Origin of the sequence: Vibrio chagasii, from assembly GCA_041879415.1 — a bacterium.
GTDB lineage: Bacteria > Pseudomonadota > Gammaproteobacteria > Enterobacterales > Vibrionaceae > Vibrio.
In genome coordinates this window covers 1-12,791 of the sequence record CP090851.1, presented here as the reverse complement: position 1 = coordinate 12,791, position 12,791 = coordinate 1, and the positions used below count along the sequence as shown (strand labels likewise).

The following is a 12,791-nucleotide window of genomic DNA, read 5'->3' as shown; positions in this document are numbered from 1 at the left end:
CATAACCTCAAACTGGCAAACGATTAGTGAATGGTTGGAGCTACATCTTCAGATGGGCGTGCACCAAACTCAGCATGAATGGTTAATGCACACGCTTTTACGTGCTCAATAACGTGCTCTAGAAGTTGCGCTTGCTCTTCCAGATCATCATCTTCATCAATACCTAGCTTTGCCATCTCTTCAAGATCAGCCAGCGCTTCTTTAGTGCCTTCCGACGCCTTATTTAACTGAGCGCCAACTAGCCCTAAACCAGAGATAAAGTGGTTGATCCAATCAGACACACCGTCAGCTAAATCAAACAGGCTCGCACTTGCGTCTTCGTCAGGCAATAGCATAGACAATTCCATGCCTGAACCCGTGATCTCACTAGTGGTTACTTTCAATGTTGCTTCCGCTAACGTTAATGCGCGATCCGGCCAACCCATGCCTTCGTTGGTGTAATCAAAGATCAGTGGTTGCCAGCTCTTATCTGCTAGGCTTAAGCCTCCGCTTAACATACCCGTTAATAAGCCATGCATCTCAGCAGGGGTTACGGCTAGACTTGCCGATTGAAGTTCAGTCGCAACCGTTAGGTAGTCAGGTAAAGTAGTTTCGCTCATCAGATAGCTCGCTCAGTTATTCTTTATATCGATAGTATAATCGTACCACTTCACCCCAATTCTGGTAAGCATCGATCCCTAGCAATTGAAGGATGACTGACTACCAATTGTTCAATTTGCTGAATTACTGTGTGCTCAAGCTCTCATTTACAAACAGTCACTCTGAAAAGCTTGAATCTTAATAGCGGTTTACCTATAGTTTCTCCCTCAGAGGAGATTGCTTCCTCATCGGTACTTGCACTTTTTGTTTCAAGAAAATAACGAAGAGCAACAGCCTTAAAATAGCGCGTTAAAGAGTTCATCCATCATGAGTAATCAAGCGGTAGACGTTGAAATATTAGGAAAACTGACTCGAGTAAATTGTCCAGCAGGGCAAGAGGAGTCATTGATTGCAGCGGCGGCCGATCTTGATAATCGATTGAAAGAGATGGCTGAACGTACTAAGGTAACCAATGAAGTGAAGCTGCTGACTATCGCAGCTCTGAACATTTGCTATGAATTACAAACTAAGAAGTTTGAAGCAAATGACGAACAAAACGCACTGACCGAGCGAATGGAACAGCTCACAACATCGCTTTCAGATGTTCTCAGTAAGGTTAAGCACGGACAGCAATAGCGTACACAAAATTTACCCTGGAGTGTTTGTCAGAGGATTCACGTCCCCGAGCCGATAAGCAATCCCTAAGGGTTAGTACTTGAGTGCTATTGAGCATGCTCGGCCCGACCGAGAAGCCTACGGTAATCATTGCTGATCCGCCTTGAACTCGCTGGTTCAAGGGCCATCTATTCTCAACGGCACTTTGGGGTATCCCTTCTTATGAAGACGCTCACACGCAGCGAATTTCGCAAACAGATCCGCATCAAACGCAATTCCCTATCTAGCGAACAACAAACTCAATCCGGCATAGACCTAGTTAAGCAGTGCGCTCAACTTGATGACATTCAGTCTGCCCAACATATCGCACTTTATATCTCTATCGATGGTGAACTTGATACCCAACCTTTAATTGAATGGTTGTGGGCGCAAGGTAAGCAGACCTATTTACCTGTATTACATCCTTTCTCTGACGGGCATCTGTTGTTTTTGCACTATTCTCCGACAACCCCAACGGTATTAAATAAATACGGCATCGTTGAACCACAGCTTAATCAAACGTTGGTGAAACCTTGTCATCAACTCGACCTGATTCTTACCCCGCTGGTTGGTTTTGACTCTCATGGTCACCGGTTAGGCATGGGTGGTGGCTATTACGATCGTACTCTGGCGAAATGGTTCGAGACAGGACAAGGGGCTACACCAATTGGTTTGGCTCACGATTGCCAACATGTCGATACCCTACCAATTGAAGAGTGGGATGTTCCGTTACCTAAAATCGTGACTCCAAGTAAAACTTGGCAATGGGAAAACAACCATTAAAGCGCTATAATCGCGCCGCAAACGTTAACCTCGATACTCAAACGTTAACTTAATACGCGAAAGACTAATTCAAAGCGCAAGATCTTATTCAGGAGAATGGCATGACTCAAGATGAAATGAAAAAAGCAGCTGGTTGGGCAGCACTTAAATATGTTGAAGAAGGCAGCATTGTAGGTGTTGGTACTGGCTCTACGGTAAATCACTTCATCGACGCACTAGGCACAATGAAAGACAAAATCAAAGGTGCAGTTTCAAGCTCTGTTGCTTCAACGCAACGCCTAGAAGAGCTAGAAATCAAAGTGTATGAGTGTAATGATGTTGCTAAGTTAGACATCTATGTTGATGGCGCAGACGAGATCAACCCAACTCGCGATATGATCAAGGGCGGCGGTGCAGCTCTAACTCGTGAAAAAATTGTAGCGGCTATCTCTGATAAATTTGTATGTATTGTTGATGGCACGAAAGCTGTTGATGTACTGGGTAAATTCCCTTTACCGGTAGAAGTTATCCCAATGGCACGTTCATACGTTGCGCGTGAGCTAGTTAAGCTTGGTGGTGACCCGGTTTACCGTGAAGGTTGTACAACGGATAACGGCAACGTGATCCTAGATGTTTACGGCATGGCGATTGAGAACCCGAAACAACTAGAAGATATCATCAATGGTATCGCTGGTGTGGTAACAGTTGGCCTATTCGCACACCGTGGTGCAGATGTGGTTATCACAGGTACACCTGAAGGTGCAAAAATCGAAGAATAAATAATAGAAGATTGAGTTTTTCTGTTACTTCATTACATACGGTGCCCAAGGGCGCCGTTTTTTTGCTTTGTACCTGTAAAATTATGTCTTATTCCGTAATTTTCTTACCCAAAACATTTTTTTTTTGTTACTTTATTGTTCAGAAGACGCACAGGGAAAACGTTTGTCTCCTAACAAAGTGGTGAATTTGTTCCCCTTTCAGCCATTTTGTAGCACGTGCGCCGCATTTGCCCAACCTTTCCATTTTAAGGACGAGAACAATGGCCAAAGTTTCACTGGAAAAAGAAAAAATAAAAATTCTACTTCTAGAAGGTCTCCACCCTTCTTCAGTAGAAGTACTTCAAGCCGCTGGTTACACAAATATTGAGTACCACAAAGGCTCACTACCTGAAGATGAACTACTTGAAGCAGTTAAAGATGCTCACTTCATCGGTATTCGTTCTCGCACAAACCTTTCCCAAGAAGTGATTGATGCTGCTGAAAAATTGGTTGCTATCGGTTGTTTCTGTATCGGTACTAACCAAGTAAACCTTGAAGCCGCTGCAAAGCGTGGTGTACCTGTCTTCAACGCACCATTCTCAAACACTCGAAGCGTTGCTGAGCTGGTTCTTGGTCAGGTTCTATTGCTACTACGTGGCATCCCAGAAAAGAACGCTCTTGCGCACCGTGGCATCTGGAAAAAGAGTGCAGACAACTCTTACGAAGCTCGTGGTAAGCGTTTAGGTATTATCGGTTACGGTCACATTGGTACTCAGCTGGGTATTATTGCGGAAAACCTAGGTATGCGTGTTTACTTCTACGATATTGAAAACAAGCTTTCACTGGGCAACGCAACGCAAGTTCACACCATGACGGAACTGTTGAACAAGTGTGACGTGATCTCACTACATGTTCCAGAGACAAACGAAACCAAGAACATGATGGGTAAAGAAGAGTTCGATCGTATGAAGCCGGGCGCAATCTTTATCAACGCGGCGCGTGGTACTGTGGTAGATATCCCTGCACTGTGCGGTGCGCTTGATTCAGGTCACTTAGGTGGTGCGGCGATTGACGTATTCCCAACCGAACCAAAAACCAATGCTGACCCATTTGAGTCACCATTAATGCAGTTCGATAACGTAATTCTAACGCCACACGTTGGTGGTTCTACTCAAGAAGCTCAAGAGAACATCGGTGTAGAAGTGGCAGGTAAACTTGCGAAATACTCTGATAACGGTTCAACGCTATCAAGTGTTAACTTCCCGGAGGTATCGCTGCCATTGCATACGGGCACATCTCGCCTATTGCACATTCACCAGAACCGTCCAGGTATCCTAACTCAGATCAACACAATCTTCGCTGAAGAAGGCATCAACATCGCAGGTCAGTACCTACAGACTGCCGCTGATATGGGTTACGTAGTGATCGATGTTGAGGCAGACCGCTCTGAAGAAGCACTGCTGAAACTGAAAGAGATCGAAGGCACGATCCGTGCTCGTCTACTTCACTAATCATCGAATTCGATATTAGAAAAACAAAAAGGCTCTCATTGTGAGAGCCTTTTTAGTATTTGGCCTATGGTAGGCAATTAGATCATGATGATCTAATTACTCTTCAAGCTGATAGATCACATTCACACGATCACGAATGGTGATCGTTGAGTCTTCATAAGAGTTAGACTCCGTTCTCGCATCCATCGCCATAGAACGCATTAATACTGGCTGGGAAGACTGTGCGTTGTAATCAACACGCCACACGTCTCCAAGCTCACGCTCAAAACCAGTCGCTAATGATTTAGCTTTTGCTCTTGCGTCTTTGATTGCTTCTAAACGCGCTTGCTCCTGATATTTCGCTTGGTCACGCACTTGTAATTGGATGTTATCTATCTGGTTAATCCCTTGAGCAATGGCAATATCCATATACTCATTAAGATTTGATAAGTCCTTAACTTCAACCGTCACATTACGTGAAGCTCGGTAACCGACTAGCTCCGGCTTGCCGTCTTTCGGGTAGTGATATTGAGGTGCTAGGTACAGGTTAGAGCTATGAACACTCGCCTCATCAACCCCAGCTTTATGCAGCTTATTAAGGAAGCTCGTCACCACTTTATCAACGGTGAGCTTTGCTTGCTCTGCGGTCATCGTTGACTCTACAACTCTGACTGAAAATGTCGCCATATCTGGCGTCGCCACCACTTCACCGTAACCGGTTGTCGAAATGTGTGGAAAAGATGGCGAATTAGCCAGTGCGGAAAAACTTACAGCACTCAGTGCAGCTGTAAGAGTAAGAGAGGTTGCTAACATCTTTGGTACAAACTTCATGGGGGGAGACCTATGCTAAACAAATGTCTTTTCATCATAGAGTAATTTGCCGTTTATCCAATCTAGGCACCGCACTTCTAACAGAACTTTGACGCTGAAAAAACCACCAGCTTACTGTGGTAAGTGTTCATGAGCAAAACTCAAAATCGCTTGCGAGATCTCTTTAAGTACCCCACTTTCAAGCTGCCAATGATGCCAATAAATCCGATAAGACAATAAAAAACCGGGCGTAATATCAATCAACGAACCTGATTCTAGCTCCTCGATGATCTGTAACCTTGGAATCAAACAGTAGGCAACACCCGACAAGGCCAAACGCACAAACGCTTCAGAGCTACCAACTGTATGGTTGATCACGCTGTCTCTAGGCACATTAAAATGATCATGCAGAAACTTCTTGTGGAGGTCATCGTATTGATCATAAGACACAGCTGGAGCCTTTCTCAATGTGGTGTAGTTGACCCCTTCCGAGAAGTAACGCTGATGAAAGTCTGGACTTGCCACACACACATAATCCATGCGACCAAGGTAGTCGGCACTGCAACCAGGAATCGCTTGAGACTCCAAACTAATTGCACCAGCAACTTCACCACTTTTGATCTTCTCTATGGTTCTCGATTCGCCATGAATAGCGAGGTTCAATTCCACTTGGCGCGACTTCATCACGTCCGACAAAGCTGGCAGTAACCAAGTTGCTAAGCTATCCGCGTTAGTAGCAATGGATATTGATAGAGGCTGATTCCCATCTTCATTCATCAGCTCGGGAACCAGTTCATGCTCCAACAAACGGACTCGACGATATAAGCCTAGTAACTTTTTACCAGCCGGGGTTGGCCTAGGTGGGTTTTCCCTTACCAAGGCAGGTTGAGCGAGCCACTTTTCTAGCTGTTTAATGCGTTGAGACACCGCAGACTGGGAGATATATAACTGCTCTGCAGCCCTTTCGAAGCTACGTTGTTTCACCACAGCATCCAGCGCTTCTATCCACTTATAATCCAATCCACGCATCAATTTACTTCCTTTTTAAGCTAACTCAACCCCACATTAGCAACTCTAATAATAGATTAAAATCATTAATTATACTTATTTTAAGGGTCGGAGTATCTTCGCCATATAGCACGTAAATATCGTTAAATAAGTGGAGATTAAAATGAGTTTTTGGGTTTTATTACAAGGTTTTGGTCTAGGGGCAAGCATGATTATCCCTATTGGCGCTCAGAATGCGTACGTCCTAAATCAAGGGATAAAACGCAATCACCATTTAACCACAGCAACAATTTGTAGCTTGCTCGACACCCTATTTATCTCGCTAGGCATTTTTGGTGGTGGCGCTATCTTGTCGCAAAATGAAGTCCTGCTCACTTCAGTGACACTAGGTGGTATCGCTTTCCTGACTGTCTATGGTTTGTTGTCACTGCGGAGTGCTTTTAAAGCACCATCAGACAAGGAATCAAAAGGTGAAATATTGGCTCGTGGTAAACGTACTGTCATCCTAGGAGCATTAGCAGTTACAGTATTAAACCCACACCTCTATTTGGATACTGTGGTAATTCTTGGTTCCATCGGTGGGCAATTTGAAGGCAATGATAGAATCGCGTTTGCTATCGGAACTATCTTGGCATCATTTGTTTGGTTCTATTCGCTCTCACTTGGCGCTGCAAAACTTGGCCCAACACTATCTAAACCAAGTGTTAAGAAAGGCATTGATATCGCTGTTGCAACCATGATGTTTGCTATCGCAGCAGTACTCGCTAATGGACTTATTGAGCAGTATTGGTAGAAATAGCCTGAAAATATAGCTCCAAAAAAAAGGCGGATAACCTAAGTTATCCGCCTTTTTATTAAACTTGTCGAAGCTTTATTAGCCCTCAACTTTGTTCATGTGAACATCCATTTGTGGGAATGGGATTTCGATACCTTCTTTATCCAAGCCTTCTTTGATTGCTTGCATTAGGTCGAAGTAAACATTCCAGTACTCAGCAGTGCTAACCCATGGGCGAACCACGAAGTTAACTGAAGAGTCAGCTAGCGTGTGAACACCAACTTGAACACCAGGTTCTTTCAATACACGCTCGTCAGATTCACAGATCTTAGTCAAAAGCTCTTTGGTCTTTTGTAGATCTGCACCGTAAGAAACACCGATCATTAGGTCGATACGACGTGTCGCATGACGAGAGTAGTTAGTGATTGGGCTGCCGATAACGCTGCCGTTTGGTACGACAACCATTTTGTTATCAGGCGTTGTTAGAACCGTTTGGAAGATTTGAATCGAATCAACTGAACCAGCAACACCGCCAATTTCTACGTAATCACCAGATTTAAATGGACGGAATGCAACGATAAGTACACCTGCTGCAAAGTTCGATAGTGAGCCTTGTAGTGCAAGACCAACGGCTAAACCAGCGGCACCAATTACCGCAACGACAGACGCAGTTTGAACACCAAGGCGACCAAGAGCTGCAATCAGAACGATAACAAACAACAAGTAACGAACTAAACCATGGATGAACTCAACAACCGCTCGGTCCATCTTCTTCTTCTGAAGAACCTTAGCCACACTGTTCGCTACAGCTTTTACGATTAGGTTACCAATAAACAGAATAACCAGCGCAGATATAATGTTTACCCCGTACTGAATAAACAAATCTGAGTTATCCGTTAACCACTGTTCTGCGTTTGAAAGACCATCCACAAGCGGGGTCTCAATCGCTGTAGAACTCTCAGCCATAATGTGCATCCTCTATGTAATATGCTATGAGCTAAACTGCCTTAAACCAAGTCTTACTATTTAACCGCCACCTTTAATTTATGCAATTAAATCATAACGTTAACGTAAAAACTTGCTAAGTCCTTTTTACGAAACAGAGTGTCTACCCCTGTTTTTCGGCACGATATCCTATCTTTGACAGATTGCAAAGTCATATTTATGTAAGCCTTTGAATAAAGGAAACTTACGCATAAACACAAATACCGATAACTAAAAGACTACGAAATTTATTCACCACGCGCTAGGTTTTTCACATAAATAATACAACTTTTTATCAGACATAAAAAACCCGCTCAATGAGCGGGTTTTTAAAACTTAGAGACTACTTAATTCAAAGAATTATAGTACGTCTACAGCGTTAAGGTCAGCGAATGCTTTCTCAAGACGAGTAACCATAGAAGCTTGACCAGCACGTAGCCATACGCGTGGATCGTAGTACTTCTTGTTTGGTGCATCTTCACCAGTTGGGTTACCGATTTGACCTTGTAGGTAGTCACGGTTTTCCGCTTCGTATGCACGGATACCATCCCATGTAGCCCACTGAGTATCAGTATCGATGTTCATTTTGATAACACCGTAGCCGATAGACTCTTGGATTTCTGCTTCAGTAGAACCAGAACCACCGTGGAATACGAAGTTTAGAGCGTTAGGTGCGATACCGAACTTCTCTGCACAGTATGCTTGAGAGTCACGTAGGATAGTTGGAGTTAGAACAACGTTACCTGGCTTGTATACACCGTGTACGTTACCGAAAGATGCTGCGATAGTGAAACGTGGGCTAACAGCGCTTAGTTTCTCGTATGCGTAAGCAACGTCTTCTGGAGAAGTGTAAAGCTCAGATGCGTCCATATCAGAGTTATCAACGCCATCTTCTTCACCACCAGTACAACCAAGTTCGATCTCAATTGTCATGTTCATTTTAGCCATGCGCTCTAGGTACTTAGCACATGTTTCGATGTTCTCTTCTAGAGACTCTTCAGAAAGGTCTAGCATGTGAGAAGAGAATAGAGGCTTACCAGTTTGAGCGAAGAACTCTTCACCAGCGTCTAGTAGACCGTCGATCCATGGAAGTAGTTTCTTAGCAGCGTGGTCAGTGTGTAGAATAACTGGAACACCGTAAGCTTCAGCTACAGCGTGTACGTATTTAGCACCAGCTACAGCACCAAGGATTTGTGCACCTTGACCTTCAAGTTTAACGCCTTTACCTGCGAAGAATGCAGCGCCACCGTTAGAGAACTGAACAACTACTGGAGATTTAACTTTAGCAGCTGCTTCTAGTACTGCGTTTACAGAGTCGGTACCAACAACGTTTACAGCAGGAAGAGCAAATTTGTTTTCTTTTGCTACTTCAAATACTTTCTGTACGTCATCGCCAGAAATCACACCAGGTTTTACAAAATCGAAGATCTTAGACATGGAAATAGTCCTATTTATTCTATCGTTTTAAGATTAAAAAACTTAAGTTTAAAAACTTGCAATCGTTTGCTCACAACTTATGCCATTCTAGCAAAAAAGTGTGATATGCAGCAAACGTTAAAAGGCGAGATTCGCATCTCGCCTTTCTAAATCAATTATGCTTTAGCACGCTCTTCAAGCATTGCTACTGCAGGAAGTACTTTACCTTCAACGAACTCAAGGAAAGCGCCGCCGCCAGTAGAGATGTAAGAAACGTCAGCTTTGATACCGAACTTGTCGATAGCTGCTAGCGTGTCACCACCACCTGCTACAGAGAAACCTGCAGACTCAGCGATTGCTTTAGAAATACCAGCAGTACCCGCTTCGAAATTCTTGAATTCGAATACGCCTACAGGGCCGTTCCAAAGGATAGTTTTTGCGTTGCCGATGATTTCAGCTAGAGCAGCAGTTGAATCTGGACCTAGGTCGAAGATCATGTCGTCGTCTGCAACTTCAGAAACGTGCTTGATTTCAGCTTCTGCGTTCTCGTCGAATGCTTTCGCACATGCAACGTCAGTTGCTACTGGAATAGCACACTCTTTCATTAGTTTTTGAGCTGTTTCAACTAGGTCTGCTTCGTATAGAGACTTACCTACGTTGTGGCCTTCAGCAGCGATGAACGTGTTCGCGATACCACCACCAACAACAAGTTGGTCAGCAACTTTAGATAGAGACTCAAGAACAGTCAGTTTAGTAGAAACTTTAGAACCACCAACGATAGCAACTAGTGGACGCTCTGGGTTGTCCATTGCTTTACCTAGTGCTTCTAGCTCAGCAGCAAGAAGAGGACCAGCACATGCTACAGGAGCGTGAGTACCAACACCGTGAGTAGATGCTTGTGCACGGTGAGCCGTACCGAATGCATCCATTACGAAGATGTCACATAGAGATGCGTATGCTTTAGATAGCTCTTCTTCGTTCTTCTTTTCGCCTTTGTTGAAGCGAACGTTTTCTAGAACAACTAGTTCACCAGCGTTTAGCTCTAGGCCGTTTAGGTAGTCTTTAGCTAGTTTAACTTCGCAGTCTAGTGCGTCGTTTAGGTAGTTAACTACAGGAGCTAGAGAGAACTCTTCGTTGTACTCGCCTTCAGTAGGGCGACCAAGGTGAGAAGTAACCATTACTTTTGCACCAGCTTCTAGACAAAGCTTGATAGTTGGTAGAGATGCTAGGATACGTGCATCTGAAGTTACTTTACCGTCTTTTACTGGTACGTTTAGGTCAGCACGGATAAATACGCGTTTACCTGCAAGTTCCAGGTCAGTCATCTTGATCACAGACATGATTTGTCCTCTCAAATTTAAATAAAAATAAAGTTTGGAAACTCAGCAACCCTGCCAAGCCTATAAATTATTCAACTGGTAGTTCTTTAACTACTAGTAATATGTGGACTCTCGTTATTTATTTCAAGCTAAAAAATAAATAATCCGCACATTTGCTTCTAGGTCTTACTTCTTGCCTTCAGAAGCTTGCATTGCAAGAACCGTATCTAGCATTCGGTTCGCAAAGCCCCATTCGTTATCACACCACACTAGCATTTTCACTAAGTGGCCATTGCTCACTCGAGTTTGTGAACCATCAACAATTGCGCTATGGGGATCGTGATTAAAGTCGATGGAAACAAGCGGCGCTTCAGTATAGTCAACTATATTGTGTAATGTACACTGGGATGCATTAACAATGGTTTGATTTACGTCATTAACTTTCACATTTGTATTAATTGTGACACTTAAATCCATCGCTGTTACGTTTACCGTCGGTACACGCACAGATATTGCTTCGAACTTGTTAGAAAATTTCGGGAAGATTCTTTCAATACCTTTATGCAGTTTGGTATCGACAGGAATAATGGATTGGCTTGCTGCACGAGTACGACGAAGATCGCTGTGGTAAGCATCAATAACTTGCTGATCATTCATTGAAGAGTGAATGGTCGTGATGGTGCCTGACTCAATGCCAAAGGCTTCATCAAGAACCTTTATAATAGGAACGATACAGTTAGTAGTACATGAACCGTTAGAAACGATTCTGTGGTCGGCTTCGATAGTATCGTGATTCACACCGTAGATAATGGTGTTGTCTAAGTCGTTAGCACCAGGGTGTGAAAACAGCACCTTTTTAGCGCCAGCCGCAATATGTGCTAGACCATCAGCTCGACAGCCGTAAACACCGGTACAATCGAGAACGATGTCCACTTCTAGGTCGCGCCAAGGCAACAACTCGATATCAGCAAGGTGTAAAATACGAATCGTATCGAAGTCACCTTTGTCTTCCGCACCGAGGCCATGATGGACATAGATGTGTTCTTGGTCGTTAGAGATCTTCTTACCGAAGCGACCGTGACTGGTGTCGTATTGTAATAGGTGAGCCATAGCGTCAGGCTGAGCCAGCTCATTGACAGCTACTACTTTGATTTGTTGGCTTTTGCCACTTTCATAAACAGCGCGTAATACATTACGCCCTATTCGTCCAAATCCGTTTATCGCGACTTTTAGCATAGTTCCGTACATCTAACCAAAATTTCGTGCAACAGATAATAACTGAATCCTACCCAAAAGGCATTAGTTGAGTGACCTAACTCGACAAAAGCAATATATAAGCATTGAGCATCATTCCAGACTAATGTAGTTATTACAATAATGAGTGTTACCTAGTTCTACGGCTGTTTCTAACCCAATTTTCTCAACCAAAGGAAAAGGTTATGTCTGGATACCCAGCGACTCATTTTTGCAAGACATGTAATAAAGAAACACCACATAGTGAAATTCTTGTTCGCCAGACAAGCAGTTACGATACCGACAAAAGTTTACTCGGTAGAATTAAGCTTTTTGCTAACTCAATTATCAATGGCGGCCACTACTACAACATGGATCGGTACGTGACATGCAAAGTATGTGGTACTAAAGAGTTGGATAACTGGGGGAATGAATTCGAATAGCCTAAAGTTTGTATATCACTAAAAAAACCGAGCTCAACGCTCGGTTTTTTTTCTTTCATTACACTGTTAGCACAAGCCTAGCAATCAATGATTAAGCAAGAAGCTCTTTTGCTGTGTTTACTACGTTTTCAGTAGTGAAACCGAACATCTTGAATAGCTCACCTGCAGGTGCAGATTCACCGAACGTTGTCATACCGATGATCTTGCCACCGAAACCAACGTACTTGTACCAGAAGTCAGCGATGCCAGCTTCTACAGCGATACGAGCTGTTACGTCAGATGGAAGTACAGATTCACGGTACTCAGCATCTTGCTTGTCGAATGCGTCAGTTGCAGGCATAGATACTACGCGTACCTTCTTACCTTCAGCTGTCAGTTCAGCAGCAGCGTTAACCGCTAGTTCAACTTCAGAACCAGTAGCGATAAGGATTAGCTCTGGCTTACCTTCACAATCTTTCAGGATGTAACCACCCTTCGCGATGTTCGCTACTTGCTCTTCGTTACGCTCTTGCTGTGCAAGGTTTTGACGAGAGAAGATTAGAGACGTTGGGCCGTCTTTT

14 protein-coding genes and 1 other RNA gene are annotated in these 12,791 nt (G+C 43.7%); 7 read left to right on the top strand and 8 right to left on the bottom strand.

Annotation, left to right across the window (positions count from 1 at the left end; translation table 11 throughout):
• Positions 1-23: 23 nt before the first annotated feature.
• Positions 24-599, bottom strand: a complete 576-nt coding sequence (locus L0991_00075) for a YecA family protein (GenBank protein ID XGB62496.1) — start codon at positions 597-599, stop codon at positions 24-26.
• Positions 600-906: 307 nt separating this feature from the next.
• On the opposite strand from L0991_00075, the gene zapA reads away from it, so the two are divergent.
• The 5 genes from zapA (at position 907) to serA (ending at position 4,264) form a co-directional block, all read left to right on the top strand.
• Positions 907-1,215 carry a cell division protein ZapA gene (zapA, locus tag L0991_00070; GenBank protein ID XGB62495.1) on the top strand — a complete coding sequence of 103 codons (309 nt, stop codon included), beginning with the start codon at positions 907-909 and terminating at the stop codon, positions 1,213-1,215.
• 11 nt (positions 1,216-1,226) lie between these two features.
• A non-coding RNA gene (ssrS, locus tag L0991_00065) (6S RNA) lies at positions 1,227-1,410 on the top strand.
• 6 nt (positions 1,411-1,416) lie between these two features.
• Positions 1,417-2,016 carry a 5-formyltetrahydrofolate cyclo-ligase gene (locus L0991_00060; GenBank protein ID XGB62494.1) on the top strand — a complete coding sequence of 200 codons (600 nt, stop codon included), beginning with the start codon at positions 1,417-1,419 and terminating at the stop codon, positions 2,014-2,016.
• 101 nt (positions 2,017-2,117) lie between these two features.
• Complete coding sequence (gene rpiA, locus L0991_00055) at positions 2,118-2,774, top strand: ribose-5-phosphate isomerase RpiA (GenBank protein ID XGB62493.1); 657 nt, start codon at positions 2,118-2,120, stop codon at positions 2,772-2,774.
• A gap of 260 nt (positions 2,775-3,034) precedes the next feature.
• Positions 3,035-4,264 (top strand): phosphoglycerate dehydrogenase, encoded by a 1,230-nt coding sequence (gene serA / locus L0991_00050; GenBank protein ID XGB62492.1) that lies wholly within the window; start codon positions 3,035-3,037, stop codon positions 4,262-4,264.
• A gap of 96 nt (positions 4,265-4,360) precedes the next feature.
• Here serA and L0991_00045 read toward each other — a convergent pair whose 3' ends face one another.
• On the bottom strand, positions 4,361-5,074 hold the full coding sequence (locus tag L0991_00045) for an oxidative stress defense protein (GenBank protein XGB62491.1): 714 nt from the start codon (positions 5,072-5,074) through the stop codon (positions 4,361-4,363).
• Positions 5,075-5,185: 111 nt separating this feature from the next.
• Complete coding sequence (locus L0991_00040; protein ID XGB62490.1) at positions 5,186-6,082, bottom strand: LysR family transcriptional regulator ArgP; 897 nt, start codon at positions 6,080-6,082, stop codon at positions 5,186-5,188.
• Positions 6,083-6,224: 142 nt separating this feature from the next.
• Between L0991_00040 and L0991_00035 the strand changes: the two genes are divergently transcribed.
• Positions 6,225-6,854 carry a LysE/ArgO family amino acid transporter gene (locus L0991_00035; GenBank protein ID XGB62489.1) on the top strand — a complete coding sequence of 210 codons (630 nt, stop codon included), beginning with the start codon at positions 6,225-6,227 and terminating at the stop codon, positions 6,852-6,854.
• A gap of 81 nt (positions 6,855-6,935) precedes the next feature.
• Here the strand turns inward: L0991_00035 and mscS are convergent, their stop codons facing one another.
• The 4 genes from mscS to epd form a co-directional block, all read right to left on the bottom strand.
• Positions 6,936-7,802 (bottom strand): small-conductance mechanosensitive channel MscS, encoded by an 867-nt coding sequence (gene mscS / locus L0991_00030; protein XGB62488.1) that lies wholly within the window; start codon positions 7,800-7,802, stop codon positions 6,936-6,938.
• Positions 7,803-8,180: 378 nt separating this feature from the next.
• The gene (gene fbaA, locus L0991_00025; protein ID XGB62487.1) at positions 8,181-9,257 is read right to left on the bottom strand and encodes a class II fructose-bisphosphate aldolase; all 1,077 of its coding nucleotides are present in this window, start codon (positions 9,255-9,257) and stop codon (positions 8,181-8,183) included.
• A 155-nt stretch (positions 9,258-9,412) separates the two neighbouring features.
• The gene (locus tag L0991_00020; GenBank protein ID XGB62486.1) at positions 9,413-10,576 is read right to left on the bottom strand and encodes a phosphoglycerate kinase; all 1,164 of its coding nucleotides are present in this window, start codon (positions 10,574-10,576) and stop codon (positions 9,413-9,415) included.
• 165 nt (positions 10,577-10,741) lie between these two features.
• Entirely contained in the window at positions 10,742-11,791 is a 1,050-nt protein-coding gene (gene epd, locus L0991_00015) for an erythrose-4-phosphate dehydrogenase (GenBank protein ID XGB62485.1), read from the bottom strand.
• A 203-nt stretch (positions 11,792-11,994) separates the two neighbouring features.
• Between epd and L0991_00010 the strand changes: the two genes are divergently transcribed.
• Positions 11,995-12,231 carry a hypothetical protein gene (locus L0991_00010; GenBank protein ID XGB62484.1) on the top strand — a complete coding sequence of 79 codons (237 nt, stop codon included), beginning with the start codon at positions 11,995-11,997 and terminating at the stop codon, positions 12,229-12,231.
• Positions 12,232-12,322: 91 nt separating this feature from the next.
• On the opposite strand, the gene L0991_00005 is transcribed toward L0991_00010, so the two are convergent.
• Positions 12,323-12,791, bottom strand: a 469-nt coding sequence (locus tag L0991_00005) for a transketolase (GenBank protein XGB62483.1), incomplete at its 5' end; no start/stop codon positions are given.

What these genes read in the sequence shown, in the direction of transcription:
- L0991_00075 (XGB62496.1), bottom strand. Translation starts at nt 599, where the DNA reads ATGAGCGAAACTACTTTACCTGACTACCTAACGGTTGCGACTGAACTT.
- zapA (XGB62495.1), top strand. Translation starts at nt 907, where the DNA reads ATGAGTAATCAAGCGGTAGACGTTGAAATATTAGGAAAACTGACTCGA.
- L0991_00060 (XGB62494.1), top strand. Translation starts at nt 1,417, where the DNA reads ATGAAGACGCTCACACGCAGCGAATTTCGCAAACAGATCCGCATCAAA.
- rpiA (XGB62493.1), top strand. Translation starts at nt 2,118, where the DNA reads ATGACTCAAGATGAAATGAAAAAAGCAGCTGGTTGGGCAGCACTTAAA.
- serA (XGB62492.1), top strand. Translation starts at nt 3,035, where the DNA reads ATGGCCAAAGTTTCACTGGAAAAAGAAAAAATAAAAATTCTACTTCTA.
- L0991_00045 (XGB62491.1), bottom strand. Translation starts at nt 5,074, where the DNA reads ATGAAGTTTGTACCAAAGATGTTAGCAACCTCTCTTACTCTTACAGCT.
- L0991_00040 (XGB62490.1), bottom strand. Translation starts at nt 6,082, where the DNA reads ATGCGTGGATTGGATTATAAGTGGATAGAAGCGCTGGATGCTGTGGTG.
- L0991_00035 (XGB62489.1), top strand. Translation starts at nt 6,225, where the DNA reads ATGAGTTTTTGGGTTTTATTACAAGGTTTTGGTCTAGGGGCAAGCATG.
- mscS (XGB62488.1), bottom strand. Translation starts at nt 7,802, where the DNA reads ATGGCTGAGAGTTCTACAGCGATTGAGACCCCGCTTGTGGATGGTCTT.
- fbaA (XGB62487.1), bottom strand. Translation starts at nt 9,257, where the DNA reads ATGTCTAAGATCTTCGATTTTGTAAAACCTGGTGTGATTTCTGGCGAT.
- L0991_00020 (XGB62486.1), bottom strand. Translation starts at nt 10,576, where the DNA reads ATGTCTGTGATCAAGATGACTGACCTGGAACTTGCAGGTAAACGCGTA.
- epd (XGB62485.1), bottom strand. Translation starts at nt 11,791, where the DNA reads ATGCTAAAAGTCGCGATAAACGGATTTGGACGAATAGGGCGTAATGTA.
- L0991_00010 (XGB62484.1), top strand. Translation starts at nt 11,995, where the DNA reads ATGTCTGGATACCCAGCGACTCATTTTTGCAAGACATGTAATAAAGAA.